The sequence below is a fragment of the Pseudomonas sp. MD330_10 genome, assembly GCF_042610415.1.
GTDB classification, from domain to species: domain Bacteria; phylum Pseudomonadota; class Gammaproteobacteria; order Pseudomonadales; family Pseudomonadaceae; genus Aquipseudomonas; species Aquipseudomonas rhodesiae.
Map to the genome: position 1 here is coordinate 180,485 of NZ_JBHGZU010000002.1, position 19,129 is coordinate 199,613.

The 19,129-nt window shown below is 61.5% G+C and carries 18 protein-coding genes; 8 read left to right on the plus strand and 10 right to left on the minus strand.

The window, feature by feature from the left end; translation table 11 throughout:
- Positions 1–128: 128 nt before the first annotated feature.
- Positions 129–1,205 (minus strand): 23S rRNA (cytidine(2498)-2'-O)-methyltransferase RlmM, encoded by a 1,077-nt coding sequence (rlmM, locus tag ACFZPT_RS03910; RefSeq protein WP_034096463.1) that lies wholly within the window; start codon positions 1,203–1,205, stop codon positions 129–131.
- 196 nt (positions 1,206–1,401) lie between these two features.
- Between rlmM and acnA the strand changes: the two genes are divergently transcribed.
- Positions 1,402–4,143: an aconitate hydratase AcnA gene (acnA, locus tag ACFZPT_RS03915; RefSeq protein WP_099312567.1), complete on the plus strand. Its 2,742-nt coding sequence runs from the start codon at positions 1,402–1,404 to the stop codon at positions 4,141–4,143.
- A 131-nt stretch (positions 4,144–4,274) separates the two neighbouring features.
- Here acnA and ACFZPT_RS03920 read toward each other — a convergent pair whose 3' ends face one another.
- Both ACFZPT_RS03920 and cysK read right to left on the minus strand, forming a co-directional pair.
- Positions 4,275–5,213, minus strand: coding sequence for an aspartyl/asparaginyl beta-hydroxylase domain-containing protein (locus ACFZPT_RS03920; RefSeq protein WP_034096461.1), 939 nt, complete (start codon positions 5,211–5,213; stop codon positions 4,275–4,277).
- Positions 5,214–5,340: 127 nt separating this feature from the next.
- Positions 5,341–6,315 (minus strand): cysteine synthase A, encoded by a 975-nt coding sequence (cysK, locus tag ACFZPT_RS03925; RefSeq protein ID WP_034096460.1) that lies wholly within the window; start codon positions 6,313–6,315, stop codon positions 5,341–5,343.
- Between the two features lie 126 nt (positions 6,316–6,441).
- Between cysK and ACFZPT_RS03930 the strand changes: the two genes are divergently transcribed.
- From ACFZPT_RS03930 to ACFZPT_RS03940, 3 genes are all read left to right on the plus strand, one after another.
- Positions 6,442–7,518 carry a DUF748 domain-containing protein gene (locus ACFZPT_RS03930; RefSeq protein ID WP_034096459.1) on the plus strand — a complete coding sequence of 359 codons (1,077 nt, stop codon included), beginning with the start codon at positions 6,442–6,444 and terminating at the stop codon, positions 7,516–7,518.
- A gap of 106 nt (positions 7,519–7,624) precedes the next feature.
- Positions 7,625–8,470 (plus strand): MoxR family ATPase, encoded by an 846-nt coding sequence (locus ACFZPT_RS03935; RefSeq protein ID WP_034112447.1) that lies wholly within the window; start codon positions 7,625–7,627, stop codon positions 8,468–8,470.
- Positions 8,470–9,648, plus strand: coding sequence for a VWA domain-containing protein (locus tag ACFZPT_RS03940; RefSeq protein WP_034096457.1), 1,179 nt, complete (start codon positions 8,470–8,472; stop codon positions 9,646–9,648). Before ACFZPT_RS03935 ends, ACFZPT_RS03940 begins: the two co-directional genes overlap by 1 nt.
- Positions 9,649–9,982: 334 nt before the next feature.
- On the opposite strand, the gene ACFZPT_RS03945 is transcribed toward ACFZPT_RS03940, so the two are convergent.
- Genes ACFZPT_RS03945 through ACFZPT_RS03955 form a run of 3 tightly spaced genes read right to left on the minus strand, consistent with a single transcriptional unit; the run spans position 9,983 to position 12,356 of the window.
- Positions 9,983–10,915 carry a biotin-dependent carboxyltransferase family protein gene (locus ACFZPT_RS03945; RefSeq protein WP_047882593.1) on the minus strand — a complete coding sequence of 311 codons (933 nt, stop codon included), beginning with the start codon at positions 10,913–10,915 and terminating at the stop codon, positions 9,983–9,985.
- Positions 10,912–11,616: a 5-oxoprolinase subunit PxpB gene (gene pxpB / locus ACFZPT_RS03950; RefSeq protein WP_040267623.1), complete on the minus strand. Its 705-nt coding sequence runs from the start codon at positions 11,614–11,616 to the stop codon at positions 10,912–10,914. The genes ACFZPT_RS03945 and pxpB overlap by 4 nt, the downstream gene beginning before the upstream one ends.
- Positions 11,613–12,356, minus strand: a complete 744-nt coding sequence (locus tag ACFZPT_RS03955; RefSeq protein WP_034112440.1) for a 5-oxoprolinase subunit PxpA — start codon at positions 12,354–12,356, stop codon at positions 11,613–11,615. The genes pxpB and ACFZPT_RS03955 overlap by 4 nt, the downstream gene beginning before the upstream one ends.
- A 175-nt stretch (positions 12,357–12,531) precedes the next feature.
- Here ACFZPT_RS03955 and ACFZPT_RS03960 point away from each other — a divergent pair, with 175 nt between their 5' ends.
- Positions 12,532–13,446, plus strand: coding sequence for a LysR family transcriptional regulator (locus tag ACFZPT_RS03960; RefSeq protein WP_099312569.1), 915 nt, complete (start codon positions 12,532–12,534; stop codon positions 13,444–13,446).
- A 117-nt stretch (positions 13,447–13,563) separates the two neighbouring features.
- Here the strand turns inward: ACFZPT_RS03960 and ACFZPT_RS03965 are convergent, their stop codons facing one another.
- From ACFZPT_RS03965 to ACFZPT_RS03975, 3 genes are read right to left on the minus strand one after another with little or no spacing between them, the layout of a single operon-like run.
- A complete protein-coding gene (locus ACFZPT_RS03965; RefSeq protein WP_099312571.1) occupies positions 13,564–14,106 on the minus strand; it encodes a DUF2937 family protein in 543 nt (180 codons plus the stop codon).
- An 11-nt stretch (positions 14,107–14,117) separates the two neighbouring features.
- A complete protein-coding gene (locus ACFZPT_RS03970; RefSeq protein ID WP_034096451.1) occupies positions 14,118–14,894 on the minus strand; it encodes a class II glutamine amidotransferase in 777 nt (258 codons plus the stop codon).
- A gap of 30 nt (positions 14,895–14,924) precedes the next feature.
- Entirely contained in the window at positions 14,925–15,455 is a 531-nt protein-coding gene (locus ACFZPT_RS03975; protein WP_034096450.1) for a hypothetical protein, read from the minus strand.
- Positions 15,456–15,479: 24 nt separating this feature from the next.
- Here ACFZPT_RS03975 and ACFZPT_RS03980 point away from each other — a divergent pair, with 24 nt between their 5' ends.
- Entirely contained in the window at positions 15,480–17,534 is a 2,055-nt protein-coding gene (locus ACFZPT_RS03980) for a S9 family peptidase (RefSeq protein ID WP_099312573.1), read from the plus strand.
- Between the two features lie 66 nt (positions 17,535–17,600).
- Complete coding sequence (locus ACFZPT_RS03985; RefSeq protein WP_034096785.1) at positions 17,601–18,074, plus strand: cyclic nucleotide-binding domain-containing protein; 474 nt, start codon at positions 17,601–17,603, stop codon at positions 18,072–18,074.
- On the opposite strand, the gene ACFZPT_RS03990 is transcribed toward ACFZPT_RS03985, so the two are convergent.
- On the minus strand, positions 18,071–18,349 hold the full coding sequence (locus ACFZPT_RS03990) for a hypothetical protein (protein ID WP_047882590.1): 279 nt from the start codon (positions 18,347–18,349) through the stop codon (positions 18,071–18,073). The genes ACFZPT_RS03985 and ACFZPT_RS03990 overlap by 4 nt on opposite strands.
- A 78-nt stretch (positions 18,350–18,427) precedes the next feature.
- Here ACFZPT_RS03990 and ACFZPT_RS03995 point away from each other — a divergent pair, with 78 nt between their 5' ends.
- Positions 18,428–19,114, plus strand: a complete 687-nt coding sequence (locus ACFZPT_RS03995) for a spermidine synthase (protein WP_034137386.1) — start codon at positions 18,428–18,430, stop codon at positions 19,112–19,114.
- The last annotated feature ends 15 nt before the right edge of the window (positions 19,115–19,129 follow it).

Sequence of the window (19,129 nt, forward strand, 5' to 3'; positions counted from 1 at the left end):
CACTCCTAAAACCAGCTCGATTTCCTGCGGGAGCGAGCTTGCTCGCGATGACGCGGGCACATTCAACATAAATTTCGACAGTTATACCGCTTTCGCGGGCCAGCCCGCTCCCACATTTGGGCGGTGGATCAGCGGGCCTTGGGTTTCTTTACGCTTTCCAGCCGACGCAGGTGGCAGGTCACTTCTTCACGGTCGTGGTACAGCTGCTTACAGCCGATTTCCACACGAACGCCACGCGCCTTGAAGCCTTCCTCGATGCGCTCCAGCAAGCGCTTGACCTCGGCATAGCGCTGTTTCATCGGCAACTTGAGGTTGACCACCGCTTCGCGGCAATGCCCTTCGCCGATCCAGGTTTCCAACAGCGCCGCGTTACGCGCCGGTTTCTCGACGATGTCGCAGACCATCCAGTCCACCGGCTGCTTGGGCACGAAAGTGAAACCGTCGGCCATCAGATGCTGCACCAGGCCGGTGTCCATCAAGCTCTCGGCCATGGGGCCGTTGTCGATGGCGGTCACCAGCATGCCACGGTTGACCAACTGCCAGGTCCAGCCACCCGGCGCGGCGCCAAGGTCGACGCCGGTCATGTCGCCATGCAGGCGCTCGTCCCACTGGTCGCGGGGGATAAAGTGGTGCCAAGCCTCTTCCAGCTTCAAGGTTGAGCGGCTGGGGGCTTCGCGGGGGAATTTCAGACGGGGGATGCCCATGGGCCACATCGCCGAGTTGTTCGACTCGGCCAGGCCCATAAACACTTCGCGGCCGCTCTTGAAGGTCAGCAGCAGGCGCGGTTTGCTCGGGTCATCCACCAGCCTGCCGGCATTGAGCAGGGCTTTGCGCAGGTGTACTTCGAATTTCTTGCAGAAGTTGGACAGCTCTTTACCGTCGTTGGTGTCGACCATTTCCAGCCACAGGCTGCCGCACACCGGAAATTCGCGCAGGTGGGCAAGGATCACGCTGATGCGGTCGGTTTCTGGCAAGTCGATAAATACCCCACGCGCCCATTGCCGCGGGAAGATCAGCTCGGCAAAGCGCTGGCCGTGCATCAAGCGCTGGGCGCCGTCTTCTTCGGTGCAGACAAATTCGGCGCAGGCGCTGCCGGTCTTGGCCTTGGCGTAGCCGGACACGTTCAGGCGCGCGGCGTGTTCCGCGATCTCGGAACAGACTTCGCCTTCAAACCCTGGGCGGCAGTGCATAAAAAGGGTGTTCATCAACTCTCCTGGTGACTCGACGGACCTTGCGCTATCGCAATGTCTGTCATGAAAACGCGCGCATGATAGCCGAGTTCGGAACCTTGGACTTCACCATAGAGTCCAGTTATTAGCCTGCTAATGAAAACAGGGCTAGCTTTAAAGCTCTGTTCGTCCCGTCAGGTCCGTAGCCGTGCGGACCATAAGGAGTCGTGTCATGTCATCGCTTGATAGCCTGAGAACCCTTAAGACCCTTGAAATAGACAGCAAGACCTACCACTACTTCAGCCTGCCGGAAGCCGCCAAGAGCCTGGGTGACCTGGATAAGCTGCCAATGTCGCTCAAAGTGCTGCTGGAGAACCTGCTGCGCTGGGAAGACAACAAAACGGTCACCGGCGCCGACCTCAAGGCCATCGCCGCCTGGCTCAAAGAGCGCCAGTCCGACCGCGAGATCCAGTACCGCCCCGCCCGCGTGCTGATGCAAGACTTTACCGGCGTACCCGCCGTGGTCGATCTGGCCGCCATGCGCGCCGCCGTGGCCAAGGCCGGTGGCGACCCGCAACGCATCAACCCGCTCTCTCCCGTCGATTTGGTGATCGACCATTCGGTGATGGTCGACAAGTTCGGCAATGCCGACGCCTTCGAGCAGAACGTCGACATCGAAATGCAGCGCAACGGCGAACGCTACGCCTTCCTGCGCTGGGGCCAGAGCGCGTTCGACAACTTCAGCGTGGTGCCGCCGGGCACCGGCATTTGCCACCAGGTCAACCTCGAATACCTGGGCCGCACGGTCTGGACCAAAGATGAAGACGGCCGCACCTACGCGTTCCCCGATACCCTGGTGGGCACCGACTCCCACACCACCATGATCAACGGCCTGGGCGTGCTCGGCTGGGGCGTGGGTGGTATCGAAGCGGAGGCGGCGATGCTGGGCCAGCCGGTGTCGATGCTGATCCCCGAAGTGATCGGCTTCAAGCTCACCGGCAAACTCAAGGAAGGCATCACCGCCACCGACCTGGTGCTGACGGTGACTCAGATGCTGCGCAAGAAAGGCGTGGTGGGTAAGTTCGTCGAGTTCTATGGCGACGGCCTGGCCGACCTGCCCCTGGCGGACCGCGCCACCATCGCCAACATGGCCCCGGAATACGGCGCCACTTGCGGCTTTTTCCCGGTCGATGAAGTGACCCTGGACTACCTGCGCCTCTCGGGCCGTCCGACAGAAACCGTCAAACTGGTCGAGGCGTACACCAAGGCCCAAGGCCTGTGGCGTCACACGGGCCAGGAGCCGGTGTTCACCGACAGCCTGGCCCTGGACATGGGCAGCGTCGAAGCCAGCCTGGCCGGGCCGAAGCGCCCCCAGGACCGGGTGGCGCTGCCGAATGTCGGCCAGGCATTCAGCGACTTTCTCGACCTGCAGTTCAAACCCACCAATAAAGAAGAAGGTCGCCTGGAAAGCGAAGGCGGCGGCGGTGTCGCCGTAGGCAATGCCGACCTGGTGGGGGAAGCCGATTACGACTTCGACGGTCAGACCTATCGCCTGAAAAACGGCGCCGTGGTGATCGCCGCGATCACCTCCTGCACCAACACCTCTAACCCCAGCGTGATGATGGCCGCCGGCCTGGTAGCCAAGAAGGCCGTGGAAAAAGGCCTGACGCGCAAACCCTGGGTGAAAAGCTCCCTGGCGCCCGGCTCCAAAGTGGTCACCGACTACTACAAGGCCGCGGGGCTCACGCAATACTTGGACAAGCTCGGTTTCGATCTGGTGGGTTATGGCTGCACCACCTGCATCGGTAACTCCGGGCCCTTGCCCGAGCCGATCGAAAAAGCCATCCAGAAAGCCGACCTCACCGTGGCATCGGTTTTGTCCGGCAACCGCAACTTCGAAGGCCGCGTGCATCCGCTGGTGAAAACCAACTGGCTGGCATCGCCGCCCCTGGTAGTGGCCTACGCCCTGGCGGGCACCGTGCGCATCGATATCAGCAGCGAGCCGTTGGGTAACGACCAGCAGGGCAACCCGGTATACCTCAAGGACATTTGGCCCAGCAGCCAGGAAATCGCCGACGCCGTGGCCCAGGTCAGCACTGGCATGTTCCACAAGGAGTACGCCGAAGTGTTTGCCGGGGATGAGCAATGGCAGGCCATTGAGGTGCCACAAGCCGCCACCTATGTGTGGCAGAAAGACTCGACCTACATCCAGCACCCGCCGTTCTTCGACGACATTGCCGGGCCGCTGCCGGTCATCAAGGACGTCAAAGGTGCGAACGTGCTGGCGTTGTTGGGGGATTCGGTGACAACCGACCACATCTCCCCCGCCGGTAATATCAAGGTCGACAGCCCAGCCGGCCGCTACCTGCGCGAACAGGGCGTGGAACCGCGCGACTTCAACTCCTACGGCTCACGTCGGGGCAACCATGAAGTGATGATGCGCGGCACCTTTGCCAATATCCGCATCCGCAACGAAATGCTCGGCGGCGAGGAAGGTGGCAATACGCTGTATATCCCCACTGGCGAGAAGATGGCGATCTACGACGCCGCGATGAAATACCAGGCTACAGGCACGCCGCTGGTGGTGATCGCCGGGCAGGAATACGGCACCGGCTCCAGCCGCGATTGGGCAGCCAAGGGCACCAATCTGCTGGGGGTCAAAGCGGTGATTGCCGAGAGTTTCGAGCGCATCCACCGCTCCAACCTGGTGGGTATGGGCGTGTTGCCGTTGCAGTTCAAGCTGGATCAGAACCGCAAGGCGCTCAAACTCACCGGTAAGGAGAAGATCGATATTCTGGGGCTGAGCGACGTGGAGATCGTGCCACGTATGAACCTGACGCTGGTGATTACCCGGGAGGATGGCAGCACGGAGAAGGTCGAGGTGCTGTGCCGGATCGATACCTTGAATGAAGTGGAGTACTTCAAGTCGGGGGGAATTCTGCACTATGTGCTGCGGCAGCTGATTGCCTCTTAAGAACACAGGAGATCAAATGTGGGAGGGGGCTTGCCCCCGATGGCGGTATGTCAGTCAAAACATCCATGACTGATCCACCGTTATCGGGAGCAAGCCCCCTCCCACATTTTGACCGCGTTTAACGCTTCAGATCAGCCGAACAACCACTTCCACAGCAGTACCAACACCACTACCGCCAGCACCGGCCGCGCAATGCGGTAGGCCTTCGGATGCTTGCGCTTCCACTGTTTGACCACACCGCTGAACTTGTCGCTGAAGGTCTTGCTCCAGGCATACGCCTGGTTGATCCCACCCACGCGCTCGTCGTCGAGGTTCTGCGGTGCGGTGGCGCGGCCCAGCTGTTTGCTGACCCAACGGTTGACGCGGGTCATCAGGCGGTTACTCAGCGGACGCTCGATGTCGCAGAACAGGATCACGCGGGTCTGCTCGGTTTCGTTCTTGACCCAATGCACATAGGTTTCGTCGAACATCACGTCTTCACCGTCGCGCCAGGCGTACACCTGGCCGTCAACGAAGATGCGGCAGTCGTCGGAATTGGGCGTGGACAAGCCCAAGTGATAGCGCAGGGAACCGGCGAACGGGTCGCGGTGCGGGTTAAGGTGGCTGCCGCCCGGCAACAGCGCGAACATCGCGCCCTTGACGTTGGGGATGCTACTCACCAGCGCCACGGTCTTCGGGCACAGCGCCTCGGCCGACGGCAGGGGCTTGTCGTACCACTTTAGGTAGAAACGCTTCCAGCCCTTTTTGAAGAACGAACCGAAACCGGCGTCGTTGTTCTTTTCGGCGGCGCGGATGTAACCCTCGTCGAACAGGTGCATGGCCTCTTCGCGGATCACTTCCCAGTTGTCCTTGAGCACATCCAGCTCCGGGAATTTGCTGCGGTCCAGGTACGGCTTGGACGGCACCGCCGAAAACAGGTACATCAAGGCGTTATACGGGGCGAACAGCGCCGAATGGTTGACGAACTGGCGCAACATCGGCAAACGCGCCTTGCCGCGCAGGTGCACGTACAGCGTGCTGCCGATAAACAACAGCAGCACCGACAGTTTGGCGGTCAGAGAAAAGGTCATGCAGCAACTCCTGGAAATAAGCGTCTGGCCGACAGCACCCCGTTGGAGGGGTGCCAGACGTAGCAGCCGGCCATGATAAACAGTTGCGCCATTATGCAGAAGGCCCGCACCGACCAGCTGACCTGCATCAAGCCTGGTTTTCCTGCTCAGTGAACAGATCGCTGAACAGCATGCTCGACAGGTAACGCTCACCGGAATCCGGCAGCACCACCACGATAGTCTTGCCCTGCATCTCCGGTTTCTGTGCCAGGCGCACCGCCACCGCCATCGCGGCGCCGCAGGAAATCCCGCACAAGATCCCCTCTTCCTGCATCAAACGCAGGGCCATGGCCTTGGATTCCTCGTCGCTCACCAGTTCCACGCGGTCGACCATCGACAGGTCGAGGTTCTTCGGCACGAACCCGGCGCCGATCCCCTGGATCTTGTGCGGGCTGGGCTTGACCTCTTCACCGGCCAGGGTCTGGGTGATCACCGGCGAACCGATCGGCTCGACCGCCACCGACAGAATCGGCTTGCCTTGGATATTTTTGATATAGCGCGACACGCCGGTGATGGTGCCACCAGTGCCCACGCCCGCCACCAGCACATCCACGGCGCCATCGGTGTCGTTCCAGATTTCCGGGCCGGTGGTTTTTTCGTGAATAGCCGGGTTGGCCGGGTTTTCGAACTGGGCCGGCATAAAGTACTGGGCCGGGTCGCTGGCGACGATCTCGCCGGCCTTCTCGATAGCGCCTTTCATGCCTTTGGCCGGCTCGGTCAGTACCAGCTCGGCGCCGAGGGCCTTGAGCACCTTGCGCCGTTCCAGGCTCATGGAGGCCGGCATGGTCAGCAGCAACTTGTAGCCACGGGCGGCGGCGACGAACGCCAGGCCGATGCCGGTGTTGCCGGAGGTGGGTTCGACGATGGTCATGCCCGGCTTGAGTTTGCCGCTGCTTTCGGCGTCCCAGATCATGTTTGCACCGATGCGGCACTTCACCGAGTAACCGGGGTTGCGCCCTTCGATCTTGGCCAGAATGGTCACGCCACGCGGGGCGATGCGGTTGATCTGAACCAGGGGCGTGTTACCGATGGAGTGCGCGTTATCTGCAAAAATGCGGCTCATGGCGGGTCCTATTGGGCGATGTGCGAAAGGCTTCAAGGGTATGCCGGGTCGTACTAGGCGTCCAGTCGGAGGAACGTTGAGGCCGGCGCGACAGTCCATCTGCTTACGAGCAAGGAGAACTGCCCCATGAAACGTCGCTACAGTTGGCCGCTATGGACCGTCGCCGGGTTGGTGGTGGTGCTGATCGCCCTGAACATCGCCCTGCCCTACCTGGTGCGCAATTACCTGAATGACAAACTGGCCAATATGGGCGACTACCGCGGCGAAATCGCCGACGTGGACTTGGCCCTGTGGCGCGGCGCCTATCGCATCAACGGCTTGCAGATCGTTAAGGTGGACGGCAAGGTGCCGGTGCCGTTCGTCAAGGCGCCACTGATCGAGTTCGCGGTGAGCTGGCATTCGCTGTGGTACGACCATGCGGTCGTCGCCGAAGGCCACTTTGTGCGGCCGGAAATCAATTTTGTCGACGGCGGCGCCAACAAGCAGGCGTCCCAGACCGGTAAGGGCACCGACTGGCGCGAGCAACTGGGCAAGTTGCTGCCGATCACCCTCAACGAGGTGCGCATCGAAGACGGCAAGATCGCGTTCCATAACTTCAATTCCAAACCGGCGGTGAACATCAACGCCACCGGCGTCAATGCCAGCTTCTATAACCTGACCAATGTGGTCGACACCGAAGGCAGGCGCGATGCGCGCTTCGATGGTAAAGCACTGCTGCTGGGCCAGGCCCCGCTAGAAGCCAGTGCCACCTTCGACCCCTTGAGCAATTTCGAAGACTTTGAATTCCGCTTCCGCGCCCGCGACTTGCAGCTCAAGCGCATGAACGACTTTGCCTCGGCCTACGGCAAGTTCGATTTCAAGGCCGGCACTGGCGATCTGGTCATTGAGGCCCAGGCTGAAAAGGGCCAACTGAGCGGCTACATCAAGCCGTTGCTGCGGGATGTGGAAGTGTTCGACTGGCAGCAGGACGTGGAAAACAAAGACAAGAACATCTTCCGCTCAATCTGGGAGGCCGTGGTGGGCGCCAGCGAGACCGTGCTGAAGAACCAACGCAAAAACCAGTTCGCCACCCGCGTTGAACTGAGCGGCAGCGTGCATCAGCAAGATGTCAGCGCGTTCTGGGCCGTGGTGGCGATTTTGCGCAACGGCTTTATTCAGGCGTTCAACGCGCGCTATGAACAACCCAAGCCGAGCGCCGACTGAGCGCGCAGAGTGACCGGCCATTCAGAGACTGAATAACCCGTCTGCGTTCACAGTCGCCGGGGCCGCGCGGTATAGTCCGGGCATTGATGAATTCGAGGAAACACCGATGAAGTTCGAAGGCACCCAGGCCTACGTTGCCACCGATGACCTGAAACTGGCCGTCAACGCTGCCATCACCCTGGAGCGTCCGCTACTGGTCAAGGGCGAGCCGGGCACGGGCAAGACCATGCTCGCCGAGCAACTGGCCGAATCCTTCGGCGCCAAGCTGATTACCTGGCACATCAAGTCCACCACCAAGGCCCACCAAGGCCTGTACGAGTACGACGCGGTCAGCCGCCTGCGCGACTCGCAGTTGGGCGTGGACAAGGTGCACGACGTGCGCAACTACCTGAAGAAAGGCAAGCTCTGGGAAGCCTTCGAGTCCGATGAGCGCGTGATTCTGCTGATCGATGAAATCGACAAGGCCGACATCGAGTTCCCCAACGACCTGCTGCAAGAACTCGACAAGATGGAGTTCTACGTCTACGAAATCGACGAGACCATCAAGGCCAAAAAACGCCCGATCATCATCATTACCTCCAACAATGAAAAAGAGCTGCCGGACGCGTTCCTGCGCCGCTGCTTCTTCCACTACATCGCCTTTCCGGATCGCACCACCCTGCAAAAGATCGTCGATGTGCACTACCCCGACATCAAGAAAGACCTGGTCAGCGAAGCGCTGGACGTGTTCTTCGACGTGCGCAAAGTCCCCGGCCTGAAGAAAAAACCCTCCACTTCCGAACTGGTGGACTGGCTCAAGCTGCTGATGGCCGACAATATCGGCGAGGCGGTGCTGCGCGAGCGTGATCCGACCAAGGCCATTCCGCCATTGGCCGGCGCCCTGGTGAAGAACGAGCAGGACGTGCAGTTGCTGGAGCGCCTGGCGTTCATGAGCCGTCGCGGTAATCGCTGATGTTGCTCAACCTGTTCAATGAAATGCGCGCAGCCAAGGTGCCGGTGTCGGTACGTGAACTGCTCGACCTGATCAACGCGCTCAAACAACGCGTGACCTTCGCCGACATGGACGAGTTTTACTACTTGGCCCGGGCGATCCTGGTCAAGGACGAGCGGCATTTCGACAAGTTCGACCGGGCCTTCGGCGCGTATTTCAACGGCCTGGAAAAACTCGATGATCACCTACAGGCGCTGATCCCCGAAGACTGGCTGCGCAAGGAATTCGAGCGTTCGCTCAGCGATGAAGAGCGTGCGCAGATCCAGTCCCTGGGCGGCCTCGACAAGCTGATCGAGGAATTCAAGAAGCGCCTGGAAGAACAGAAAGAACGCCACGCGGGCGGCAACAAGTGGATCGGCACCGGCGGCACCAGCCCGTTCGGTTCCGGCGGTTATAACCCGGAAGGCATTCGCGTCGGCGACGCCGGCAAGCGCCAGGGCAAGGCCGTCAAAGTCTGGGACCAGCGCGAATACAAAAACCTCGACGACCAGGTGGAACTGGGCACGCGCAACATCAAAGTGGCCCTGCGCCGCCTGCGCAAATTCGCGCGCCAAGGGGCGGCGGAAGAGTTGGATATCGACGGCACCATCGACCACACCGCCCGCGATGCCGGCTTGCTGAACATTCAGATGCGCCCGGAACGGCGCAACACCATCAAGCTGCTATTGCTGTTCGATATCGGCGGCTCGATGGATGCCCATGTGAAGATCTGCGAAGAACTGTTCTCCGCGTGCAAGACCGAGTTCAAGCACTTGGAGTACTTCTACTTCCATAACTTCGTGTACGAGTCGGTGTGGAAAAACAACCAGCGCCGCACCTCGGAGCGCACCTCCACCCAAGACTTACTGCACAAGTACGGTGCCGACTACAAAGTGATTTTTATCGGCGACGCTTCGATGGCGCCGTACGAAATCACCCAGGCCGGCGGCAGCGTCGAGCACTGGAACGAAGAGCCCGGGTATGTGTGGATGCAGCGCTTCATGGCCAAGTACAAGAAGCTGATCTGGATAAACCCATACCCCAAGGACACTTGGGGGTTTACGGCCTCCACCGGGATTGTGCGGGAGTTGGTGGAAGACCAGATGTACCCGCTGACGCTGCGCGGGCTGGAAGAAGGCATGCGCTACCTGTCCAAATAACACCAGATCCAATGTGGAGGCTTGCCCCCTGGTGCAATCTGCCTGCCCCTCTGTCACTGACGCGCCGTCATCGGGGGCAAGCCCCCTCCCACAATTTGGAAGCGGCGCAATTGCTTTCTCCAAGTAATACCGACATCCAATGTGGGTGGGGCTTGCCCCCTTTAGCAGTCTGCCTGCCCATCTGCCACTGACGCGCCGTCATCGGGGGCAAGCCCCCTCCCACTGTTTGGAAGCGGCGCAGATACTTTCTCCAATTAATACAGACATCCAGTGTGGGAGGGGGCTTGCCCCCGATTCCGGTGGTGCAGTCACTGACGAATTGACTGACCTAACTCTATCGGGAGCAAGCCCGTCCCGCCGTTTGGAAGCGGCGCAAATACTCGATGTGCTGCCGATGCGCCGTTTCCTGCACCACCGGCGCCAATCGCACTTTCTGCCCCGGCAGACATTGCGCCAGCCTGGCCAAGGCCAAGGGTGTCAGCGCGCCCAACCGTGGATAGCCGCCGATAGTCTGGCGATCATTGAGCAATACGATCGGCTGCCCATCCGGCGGCACTTGGATCGCCCCCAGCGGAATCCCTTCGGAGATCAACGACGGCCCCTGATACTGCAATGGCGTGCCCAGCAGGCGCATGCCCATGCGGTCGGCACGGCTGTCCAAGGCCCAGTCGGTGTTGAACGCATCGAACAGGCTCTGGCCGCTGAACTGGCCGATCTGCGCGCCGACAATCACGTCCAGTGAGCCGCCGGTTGGCAACGCCGGCTGACTCAACTCCTGCAGGGCACCGCCGGTTCCGGAATAGCTCAACCGACCGCCTGCGGCCAGTGCGTTGCCCAAGCCATCCACACCTCCGAGTGCTTCACGAACCACCGTCGCGCAACTGCCCAGCACCGCCGGTGCATCAAACCCGCCCGGCGCCGCCAGGTACGCCCGCGCACCGTCGATTGGCTGGGTAAAGCGCAGGCGCTGGCCCTTTTGCAGGACAAAACTGCGCCCAGGGCTGATGGCGCGCTCGTCGATATGCGCACCCAGGTCTGCACCGGCCAGAGCCAGCAGGCAATAGTCCTCGGCCTTTACGGTGAAGCCGCCGAGGGTAATTTCCACCACCGCAGCGTTCAGCGCATTGCCCAGCAGCCAATTGGCCCAGGCCATCGACACCCAATCCAGCGCGCCGCCCTGGGTGACGCCCAAGTGGCGCACGCCAAAACGCCCGGCGTCCTGCAACAGGCAAAGCGGGGTGCTGGCCTCGATCGATAAGCGGCTCATGGCTGCGCCTCCAGCGGCGTGTCATCGCCACCCAAGCGGATAAATTCAGCGTGATCCACCGCCTGGAAACGCACAGTGTCGCCGGGCTGCATCAGGCTGTAGCCGTCGCGCTCGCGGTCGAAGAGTTTGGCTGGGGTGCGGCCGATCAGGTTCCAGCCGCCCGGCGACACCACCGGGTAGGCAGCGGTCTGCCGCTCGGCGATCCCAACACTGCCGGCCGCCACGCGTTTGCGCGGGGTGCTTAGGCGCGGAGTGGCGAGGGCTTCATCCACCAAGCCCATAAAAGCGAATCCGGGAGCAAAACCAAGGGCGAACACCTGGTATTCGTGGGCGCTGTGGCGGCGGATTACCTCGTCCACCGTCAAGCCGCTACGCTGGCTGAGCACGCTCAGTTCCGGGCCGACGCGCAGGTCGTACCACACCGGCAAAACATGGCACTGGCCGCTGCCCTGGGCCTGGGGTTGCAGGTCGGCGAGGGCTTGATCGATGCGCTGCCGCGCCTCGGCCGGGCTCAACGCGGTGAGGTCGTAATGCACCATCAGGGTGGTATAGGACGGCACCAGATCCACCAACGCCGTGCCGAAAGCGCTGCGCAATCGTTGGGTAGCGGCGAGCATCCACGGCATATTGGCTTCGGCGATCACGTCGAACAGACGCACCATCAGACAATCGATGGCCACCACTTCAATGCGTGGCTTCATGCTGACGTCAACGCCGCGCGGATACGTTGCACGGCGGCGATGGAACTGGCGTTGTCGCCATGGACGCACAAGGTATTGGCCTGCAACACCAGGGCGCTGCCATCGCTGGCGGTGAGCGGCTCGCCGCGAGCAATAGTCAGGGCTTGCTGGAGCACGGTGTCAGCGTCGTGATGCACTGCGCCCGGCAGTTGGCGCGATACCAGGTGGCCGTGGCTATCGTAAGCACGGTCGGCGAACGCTTCGAACCACAAGGTCAGGCCGTATTCATCGCCCATCGCCTGGGCTGCGCTGTTATCACGGGTGGCCAGCAGCATCAACGGCAAGCTGGCATCGTAGGCCGCAATGGCCTGCATCACCGCGCGCAGTTGCGCGGGTTTGGCCATCATGTCGTTGTACAACGCACCGTGGGGTTTGACGTAGCTGACGCGTGCGCCCTGGGCACGGCAAATGCCATCGAGAGCGCCGATCTGGTAGTGCAACAGGTCCTGGATTTCTTCAGGGCTGTAAGCCATCGAGCGGCGACCGAACCCTTGGAGGTCCTGGTACGCCGGATGCGCACCGATTTGCACGCCATGCTTGAGCGCCAGGCTGACAGTCTTGCGCATGATGCTCGGGTCGCCGGCATGAAAGCCGCAGGCCACGTTGGCGCAATCGATGAACGGCATGACCTCGGCATCCAGGCCCATGGTCCAGTTGCCAAAGCTTTCGCCGATATCACAATTCAGTAGCAGGCGGCTCACGGTGGTCGCTCCTGTAGGCTTTGTTTTTTTGTAGTGTGGGATTTTTACCGTCGGACACGCAACTTGTCCTGACACCCCCACGCCGCTTATCGTGGAACGACTCGATTTTTGGCGCTCGCCCCGTGCGGCGTCCAACTAATAAAAACCGATCCAAGCATAAGAAAAAGTTGATCCCATGAATTTGAAGTTCCTCGAAACCTTCGTTTGGGTCGCCAGGCTCAAGAGCTTTCGCCTGACCGCCGAAAAGCTCTTTACCACCCAGGCGTCGATCTCCAGCCGCATCGCCGTGCTGGAAAGCGAACTGGGGGTGAAGCTTTTCCTGCGCGATTCCCGGGGGGTGAGCCTGACCCCGGAAGGCGTCAAGGTGCTCGACTATGCCGAGCAGATGATGGTGACCCTGCAAGGTTTGAAACAATCCCTGGAGACCACCAGCAGCAAGGTCGGACGGATTCGGATCGGCGCCATGGACACAGTGATCCACACCTGGCTCAGCCCGTTGGTGGCGGAATTGATGGACCATTTCCCGCTGGTGGAAATCGAATTGGTCGCCGATACCGCGCTGAACCTCAGCGATCAGCTGCAAAAAGGCTTTCTCGATCTGATCCTGCAAACCGACCTGCTGCGCCTGGAAACCGTGCGCAGCCTGGAACTGGGCAGCCACCCGATGGCCTGGATCGTCGCCAGCCAATCGATCTATAACCGTGACTATGCCTCCCTTGCCGACCTGGCCCAGGAACGCATCATCACTTATTCGAAAAATTCCCACCCGCACCAGGACGTGATCCGCCTGATGCAAGCCAACGGCGTTGCTGCGCCGCGTATGAACTGCGTGAACTCGGTGTCGGCGATCACCCGCCTGCTGCGCGACGGTTTCGGGATTGGCGCGCTGCCGCCGGTGCTGGTCGGCGAAGAACTGGCCCGCGGCGAACTGCTGATGCTGCCCATGGAGCAACGTTTGCCGAACCTGCAAGTGGTGGTGTCGTGGCGCGTGGGCGTGGAGTTGGTGGAGGAGATCGTGGGGTTGTGCCAGAAAGTAGTGGCCCGGTATGCCGAGGAAGTCGGCGAAGAGCGGATGGTGCTGGCAACTTAATAAACCGGATATGAATGTGGGAGCGGGCTTGCCCGCGATAGCGTCAGTGACAGTTCGGCTGACTGATCCACTGCTATCGGGGGGCAAGCCCCCTCCCACACTTGATCGAGTTGGGCGTTAGAGCCCCTTGAGGTCCCGCTCTTCAATCGGCCGGCTCTGGCGCAGGCGCTTGCCGCCCAGCACGATCCAGTCGATCAAGCGGTACAGGCATTCCAGGCCGAACGACAACAGCATCGCCCCACCCAGGCCCCAGCCCATGGCTTCGGGGGTCAGCAGGATCTGGTAACTGTAGCCGTTCCAGGTTTCCTGGCGGATATCCGGGTCGGCGGCCACCGCCACTTGCAGCGCGCGGATGTACCACGGGCCCTGCATGGCCTGGAATTGCTTGTCCAGCGCCACTTGGCGATCGAGCAAAGAGCCCAGGCTGCTGGCATCGCTCTGGAACACCGGGTCATTGCTGGCGCGGTAATGCTCGACCAGGGCGTGCATGTCCCCCTTGAAGAACTGCTGCGCCGTGGTTTCGAAGCCACGCAGGCTGGTCTGGGCCTCGATCAGGTGGGCTTCGACGCGCTTGGCGTAATCGCTGATAAACCCCGGCACTTGCACACCGACCAACAGGCCAATGGCAAACAGCACCAACCGCAGATAGCTGAGCAACATAGTCGATGTCCTTACTCGGTAATGCCCTGGCTGACGCATTCTCCGCGTCGCCATAGGCTCCATTGACCCGGTTCGTAGCGGGTCCAGTTTTCGTTGTCGGTCAGGGGTTCGGTGGCAATCACCGTGACCACGTCGTTGGGCGTGGTTTCGGCCTGAAAATCGACGATCACGTCGACATCTTTCAAGCGCGCCGGACCGAACGGTGCACGCCGGGTGATCTGGGCCAGCTTGGTCGAGCAATAGCAGAACAGCCAGTCGCCATCGCTGAGAAGGCAGTTGAAGACGCCTTTGCTGCGGTACTCGGCGCAGGCGGCGATCAGGTCCGGCAGCATTTGCTCGATGTCCACCGGCTCGGGGAAGGCTTCGCGCACGCGGTTGAGCAGATCGCAGAACGCCGCTTCGCTGTCGGTATCGCCTACCGGCCGGTAGAACGTGGCGCGTGGGGCGAAGTCCGCCAGTTGGCCGTTATGGGCAAAACACCAGTTGCGCCCCCACAGCTCGCGCACGAACGGGTGGGTATTGGCCAGGCTCACCTTGCCGACATTGGCCTGGCGGATATGGCCAATCACCACTTCGCTTTTGATGGGATAACGCTGCACCAGCAGGGCGACTTCCGATTCGCTGCTCGCGGCCGGGTCCTGAAACAAACGCAGGCCACGGCCTTCGTAGAACGCGATACCCCAACCGTCGCGGTGCGGCCCGGTGCGCCCGCCGCGCTGCATCAGCCCGGTAAAGCTGAACACGATATCGGTGGGGACGTTGGCACTCATGCCCAATAATTCACACATGCCAGGGCTCTCGCTGCAGGGCTTACAACGTTAAAGACGCGGTTCGACTCGCATACCGCTGACGGGCGCCGGACGCCGGAAAGGTTCGTCATCGTCCTGGTCTTCGGCGGCCAGGGCGGCGTCGGTGGCGGCCTTGCGCTCGCGGCGCGCCTTGGCGGCACGCTCGATGGGCCAGCGGATCAGCACGAACACCAGGTACACGCCGAACGCAATCATGGTGTACATGAACAAATCGGAGATGGCACGCCAGGCGTTATTGCCGACCTTGAGCACTAGGTCCATCGCCGTAATGGCCACGGCCGGCGCGAACTGGGTCTTGACCGGATCGACGATGGTCGGGCTGAACAACAGCACCGCCATCAGCAGTTGCAGCGGCTCGCGCAGCCAGCGCCAGATCCAGCGGGTCAGGCGCCACCACACCAACAGGCAGCCCAAAGCAGCGAAGGCGTAAAGGCCCCAAGCGGTCAGATAGTCGTTCTCGGTCATGGTGTCCATGGCAAGGTTGGCAAACAGGCGGCTATCATAACGGCTTTTGCGTGTCACGGCTGCAATGCCCGCCACCTTCCGCCAGACAGAGAGTGATCCATGCCGTCATCGACCCACATCACTGCCGCCCCGATTGCCCGCAAGGCCCCCGGCCAGGACCCGTACGCCTGGCTGCAAGAGCGTGACAGCGCCGAAGTGCTCGATTACCTCAAAGCCGAAAACGCCTGGCAGGAAGCCCAGCTCGCCGATCAAGCGGCCCTGCGCGAAAGCCTGTTCGACGAGATCAAGGGGCGCATCCTCGAAACCGACCTGTCCCTGCCCTCCCCCTGGGGCCCGTACCTGTATTACACGCGCACCACCGCCGGTGACGAATATGCGCGCCACTACCGCTGCCGTCGCCCCGCCGACGACAGCAACCAAGTGGATGAAGGCAGCGAAGAACTGCTGCTGGACCCGAACGTGCTGGCCAACGGCGGGTTCTTCTCCCTTGGCGCGTTCAGCATCAGCCCCGACCATCAGCGCCTGGCCTACAGCCTCGATACCAGTGGCGATGAGATCTACACCCTGTTCGTGAAGGAATTGGCCACCGACAAAGTCAGCGAACTGGAATTCGATCACTGCGACGGCAGCATGACCTGGGCCAACGACAGCCTGACCCTGTTCTTCGGCGAATTGGACGACACCCACCGCCCGCATAAGCTGTATCGCTACCGCCTGGATGGCACGGCGGCCCAGGAAGTCTTCCACGAGCCTGACGGACGGTTCTTCCTGCATTGCTACCGCTCAAGCTCCGAACGCCAGTTGCTGCTGGCGCTGGGCAGCAAGACCACCAGCGAAATCTGGGCGCTGGACGCCAACCAGCCGCACCTGGACTTCACCTGCCTGGCGCCACGGGTGGAGGATCACGAATACGATGCGGACCACGGCCAGCTCGATGGCCAGTGGACCTGGTTTATCCGCAGCAACCGCGACGGCATCAACTACGCGCTGTTCGTCGCCGCCGACACCGGCGAGGTGCCCACCGAAGCCGATTGGCACAACCTGATCCCGCACCGCGACGACGTGATGCTCGACGGCGTGAGCCTGAACGCCCGCGCCATGACCCTGAGCCTGCGCATCGGCGGCCTGCCGGTGATCGAAGTGCATCCCCAGGACCTGGCGGCCTACCGTGTGGAGTTGCCCGACGCCGCGTACAGCCTCTACGTACAGAACAGTCTGGAATTTCCCAGCGACCGCATCCGTCTGCGCTACGAAGCACTGACCCGTCCGGCCCAAGTGCGGCAGTTGGAACTGGCCAGTGGCGCGCAACAGGTGCTCAAGGAAACCCCAGTACTCGGCGTGTTCAATGCCGACGACTATGTGAGCCAGCGCCTGTGGGCCACGTCGGCCGATGGCACCCAGGTGCCGATCAGTCTGGTGGTCAAGCGCGATCAGGTGGGCAAGCCGACACCGCTGTACCTGTATGGCTACGGCGCCTACGGTTCGAGCCTGGACCCGTGGTTCTCCCATGCGCGCCTGAGCCTGTTGGACCGGGGCGTCGCGTTTGCCATTGCGCATGTGCGCGGCGGTGGCGAGTTGGGCGAGGCCTGGTATCGCAACGGCAAGCAGGAACACAAGCAGAACACTTTCAGCGACTTTATCGCCTGCGCCGAACACTTGATCGCCCAGGGCCTGACCACGTCCAAGCAACTGGTCATCAGCGGCGGCAGTGCCGGCGGTTTGTTGATCGGCGCGGTACTCAACCAACGTCCCGAGCTGTTCCAGGCGGCGATTGCCGAAGTGCCGTTCGTGGATGTGCTGAACACCATGCTCGACCCGGAACTGCCGCTGACCGTCACCGAATACGACGAATGGGGCAACCCCGAAGACCCGGATGTCTACGCACGCATCAAAGCCTACGCGCCGTACGAAAACGTCCGCGCCCAGGCTTACCCGGCCATGCTGGTGATTGCCGGCTACAACGACAGTCGCGTGCAGTACTGGGAAGCGGCCAAGTGGGTGGCCAAGCTGCGCGACACCAAGACCGACGACAACCTGCTATTGCTCAAGACCGAACTGGGCGCCGGTCACGGTGGAATGAGCGGTCGCTATCAGGGATTACGTGACGTAGCGCTCGAATATGCATTTGTGTTCAAGGCGCTCGGGTTGATTTAGGAACTTAGTGCGGCGGTTCGGTCTGAACAAAGGACCGCCCCTGTTTTGATGGACCCAATTGCTGCCATGCCACCACCGACACAACTCAATAATGAAATCCGCGACATGCTGATGGACTGCGGATTGTTCGATCCTTTGTTGCCGGAAGATTTTCATATCGCTGCCGGCTACTTCAACATCAGCAGCATTGCCCAAGGCGAGGTGATCTTTCTCGAAGGCGATGCGGGCACCTTCATGTGCATCCTCCACAGCGGCCAAGTGGCGGTGCAGAAGGCTCATCACGACGGCCAACCCGTGACCATCGCCACCCTGCGCAGCGGCCGGGCCTTTGGCGAGATGGCGGTGCTCGACGGCGAGCGACGCTCGGCCAGTTGCGTGGCCGCCAGTGCTTGCGTGCTATTGAACCTGGGCAAAGACTCCCTGGAGAAAATGCTCAACGAAGCGCCACGGGTCGCTGCCAAGATTATCCGCGCGATTGCGATTGCCTTGTCCAAGCGCCTGCGCATGGCTGACGGGCAACTGCTATCGCAGCAATTCTAGCCGCCGGGTGTCTTCGGTTTACTGTCGTTCTGCTGCAAGCCGGGCACTGTCTGGTCTTTTGGCGGTGCGGGCAAGACGATGGGCGCCAGGGGCGGCGAACCGTTGCTCTTGGGTACCACCGGCGGGGTGACCTGGGGATACAGGGTGGGCGTTGGCGTACCCGGTGCGCCGGGAGTTGGCGTGGGGGCGACCGGTACGGTTTGCAACTCCTGAGCCTGCGCCGCACCCAATGCGAGCGCGCTCAACACAATGACCGTTAGAATGCTGCACTTCATCGATGGCTCCATGGCCTGACCGGAATGTCGTAAGGCTACTCCCAACCGCGCAAGAATGCCCTTCCCAATGAGATTTCCATGAAACGTTTCGTTCTGCTGGACACCACCCCAATCCCTGACAACGGCGGTGCCTTGTGCCTGTTCGAATACGGCGAGGATTTTGTCATCAAGATCCAGGGCGGCGACGGTGGCCAGTTGATGAACACGCGCATGCACGGTTCCGAAGACGCGCTGGCCGAGATCCCCTGCCGCAAAGTCGCCGGCCGCCCGAACTCGCGGGTGTTGATCGGCGGTCTGGGCATGGGCTTCACCCTGGCCTCGGCGCTGAAGCATTTGGGCAAAAATGCCGAAGTGGTGGTGGCCGAACTGGTGCCTGGGGTCGTGGAATGGAACCGTGGACCGCTGGGGGAAAAATCCGGCCGGCCATTGCTGGACCCACGCACGGTGATCCGCCAGGAAGACGTGGCCAAGGTGCTGCAGGCCGAGCCCCAAGGGTTTGACGCGATCATGCTCGACGTCGACAACGGCCCGGAAGGTTTGACGCAAAAGGCCAATAGCTGGCTGTACTCCGCCGGCGGCCTGGCCGCCTGCGCCAAAGCGCTGCGCCCCAAGGGGGTGCTGGCGGTGTGGTCGGCCAGTGCCGATAAACTGTTCAGCGATAAACTGCGCAAGGCCGGCTTCAAGGCCGAAGAGGTGCAGGTGTTCGCCCATGGCAACAAAGGCACGCGGCATACCATCTGGATTGCGGAAAAGCTTAAGGGCTGAATCCCCTTGTGGTTG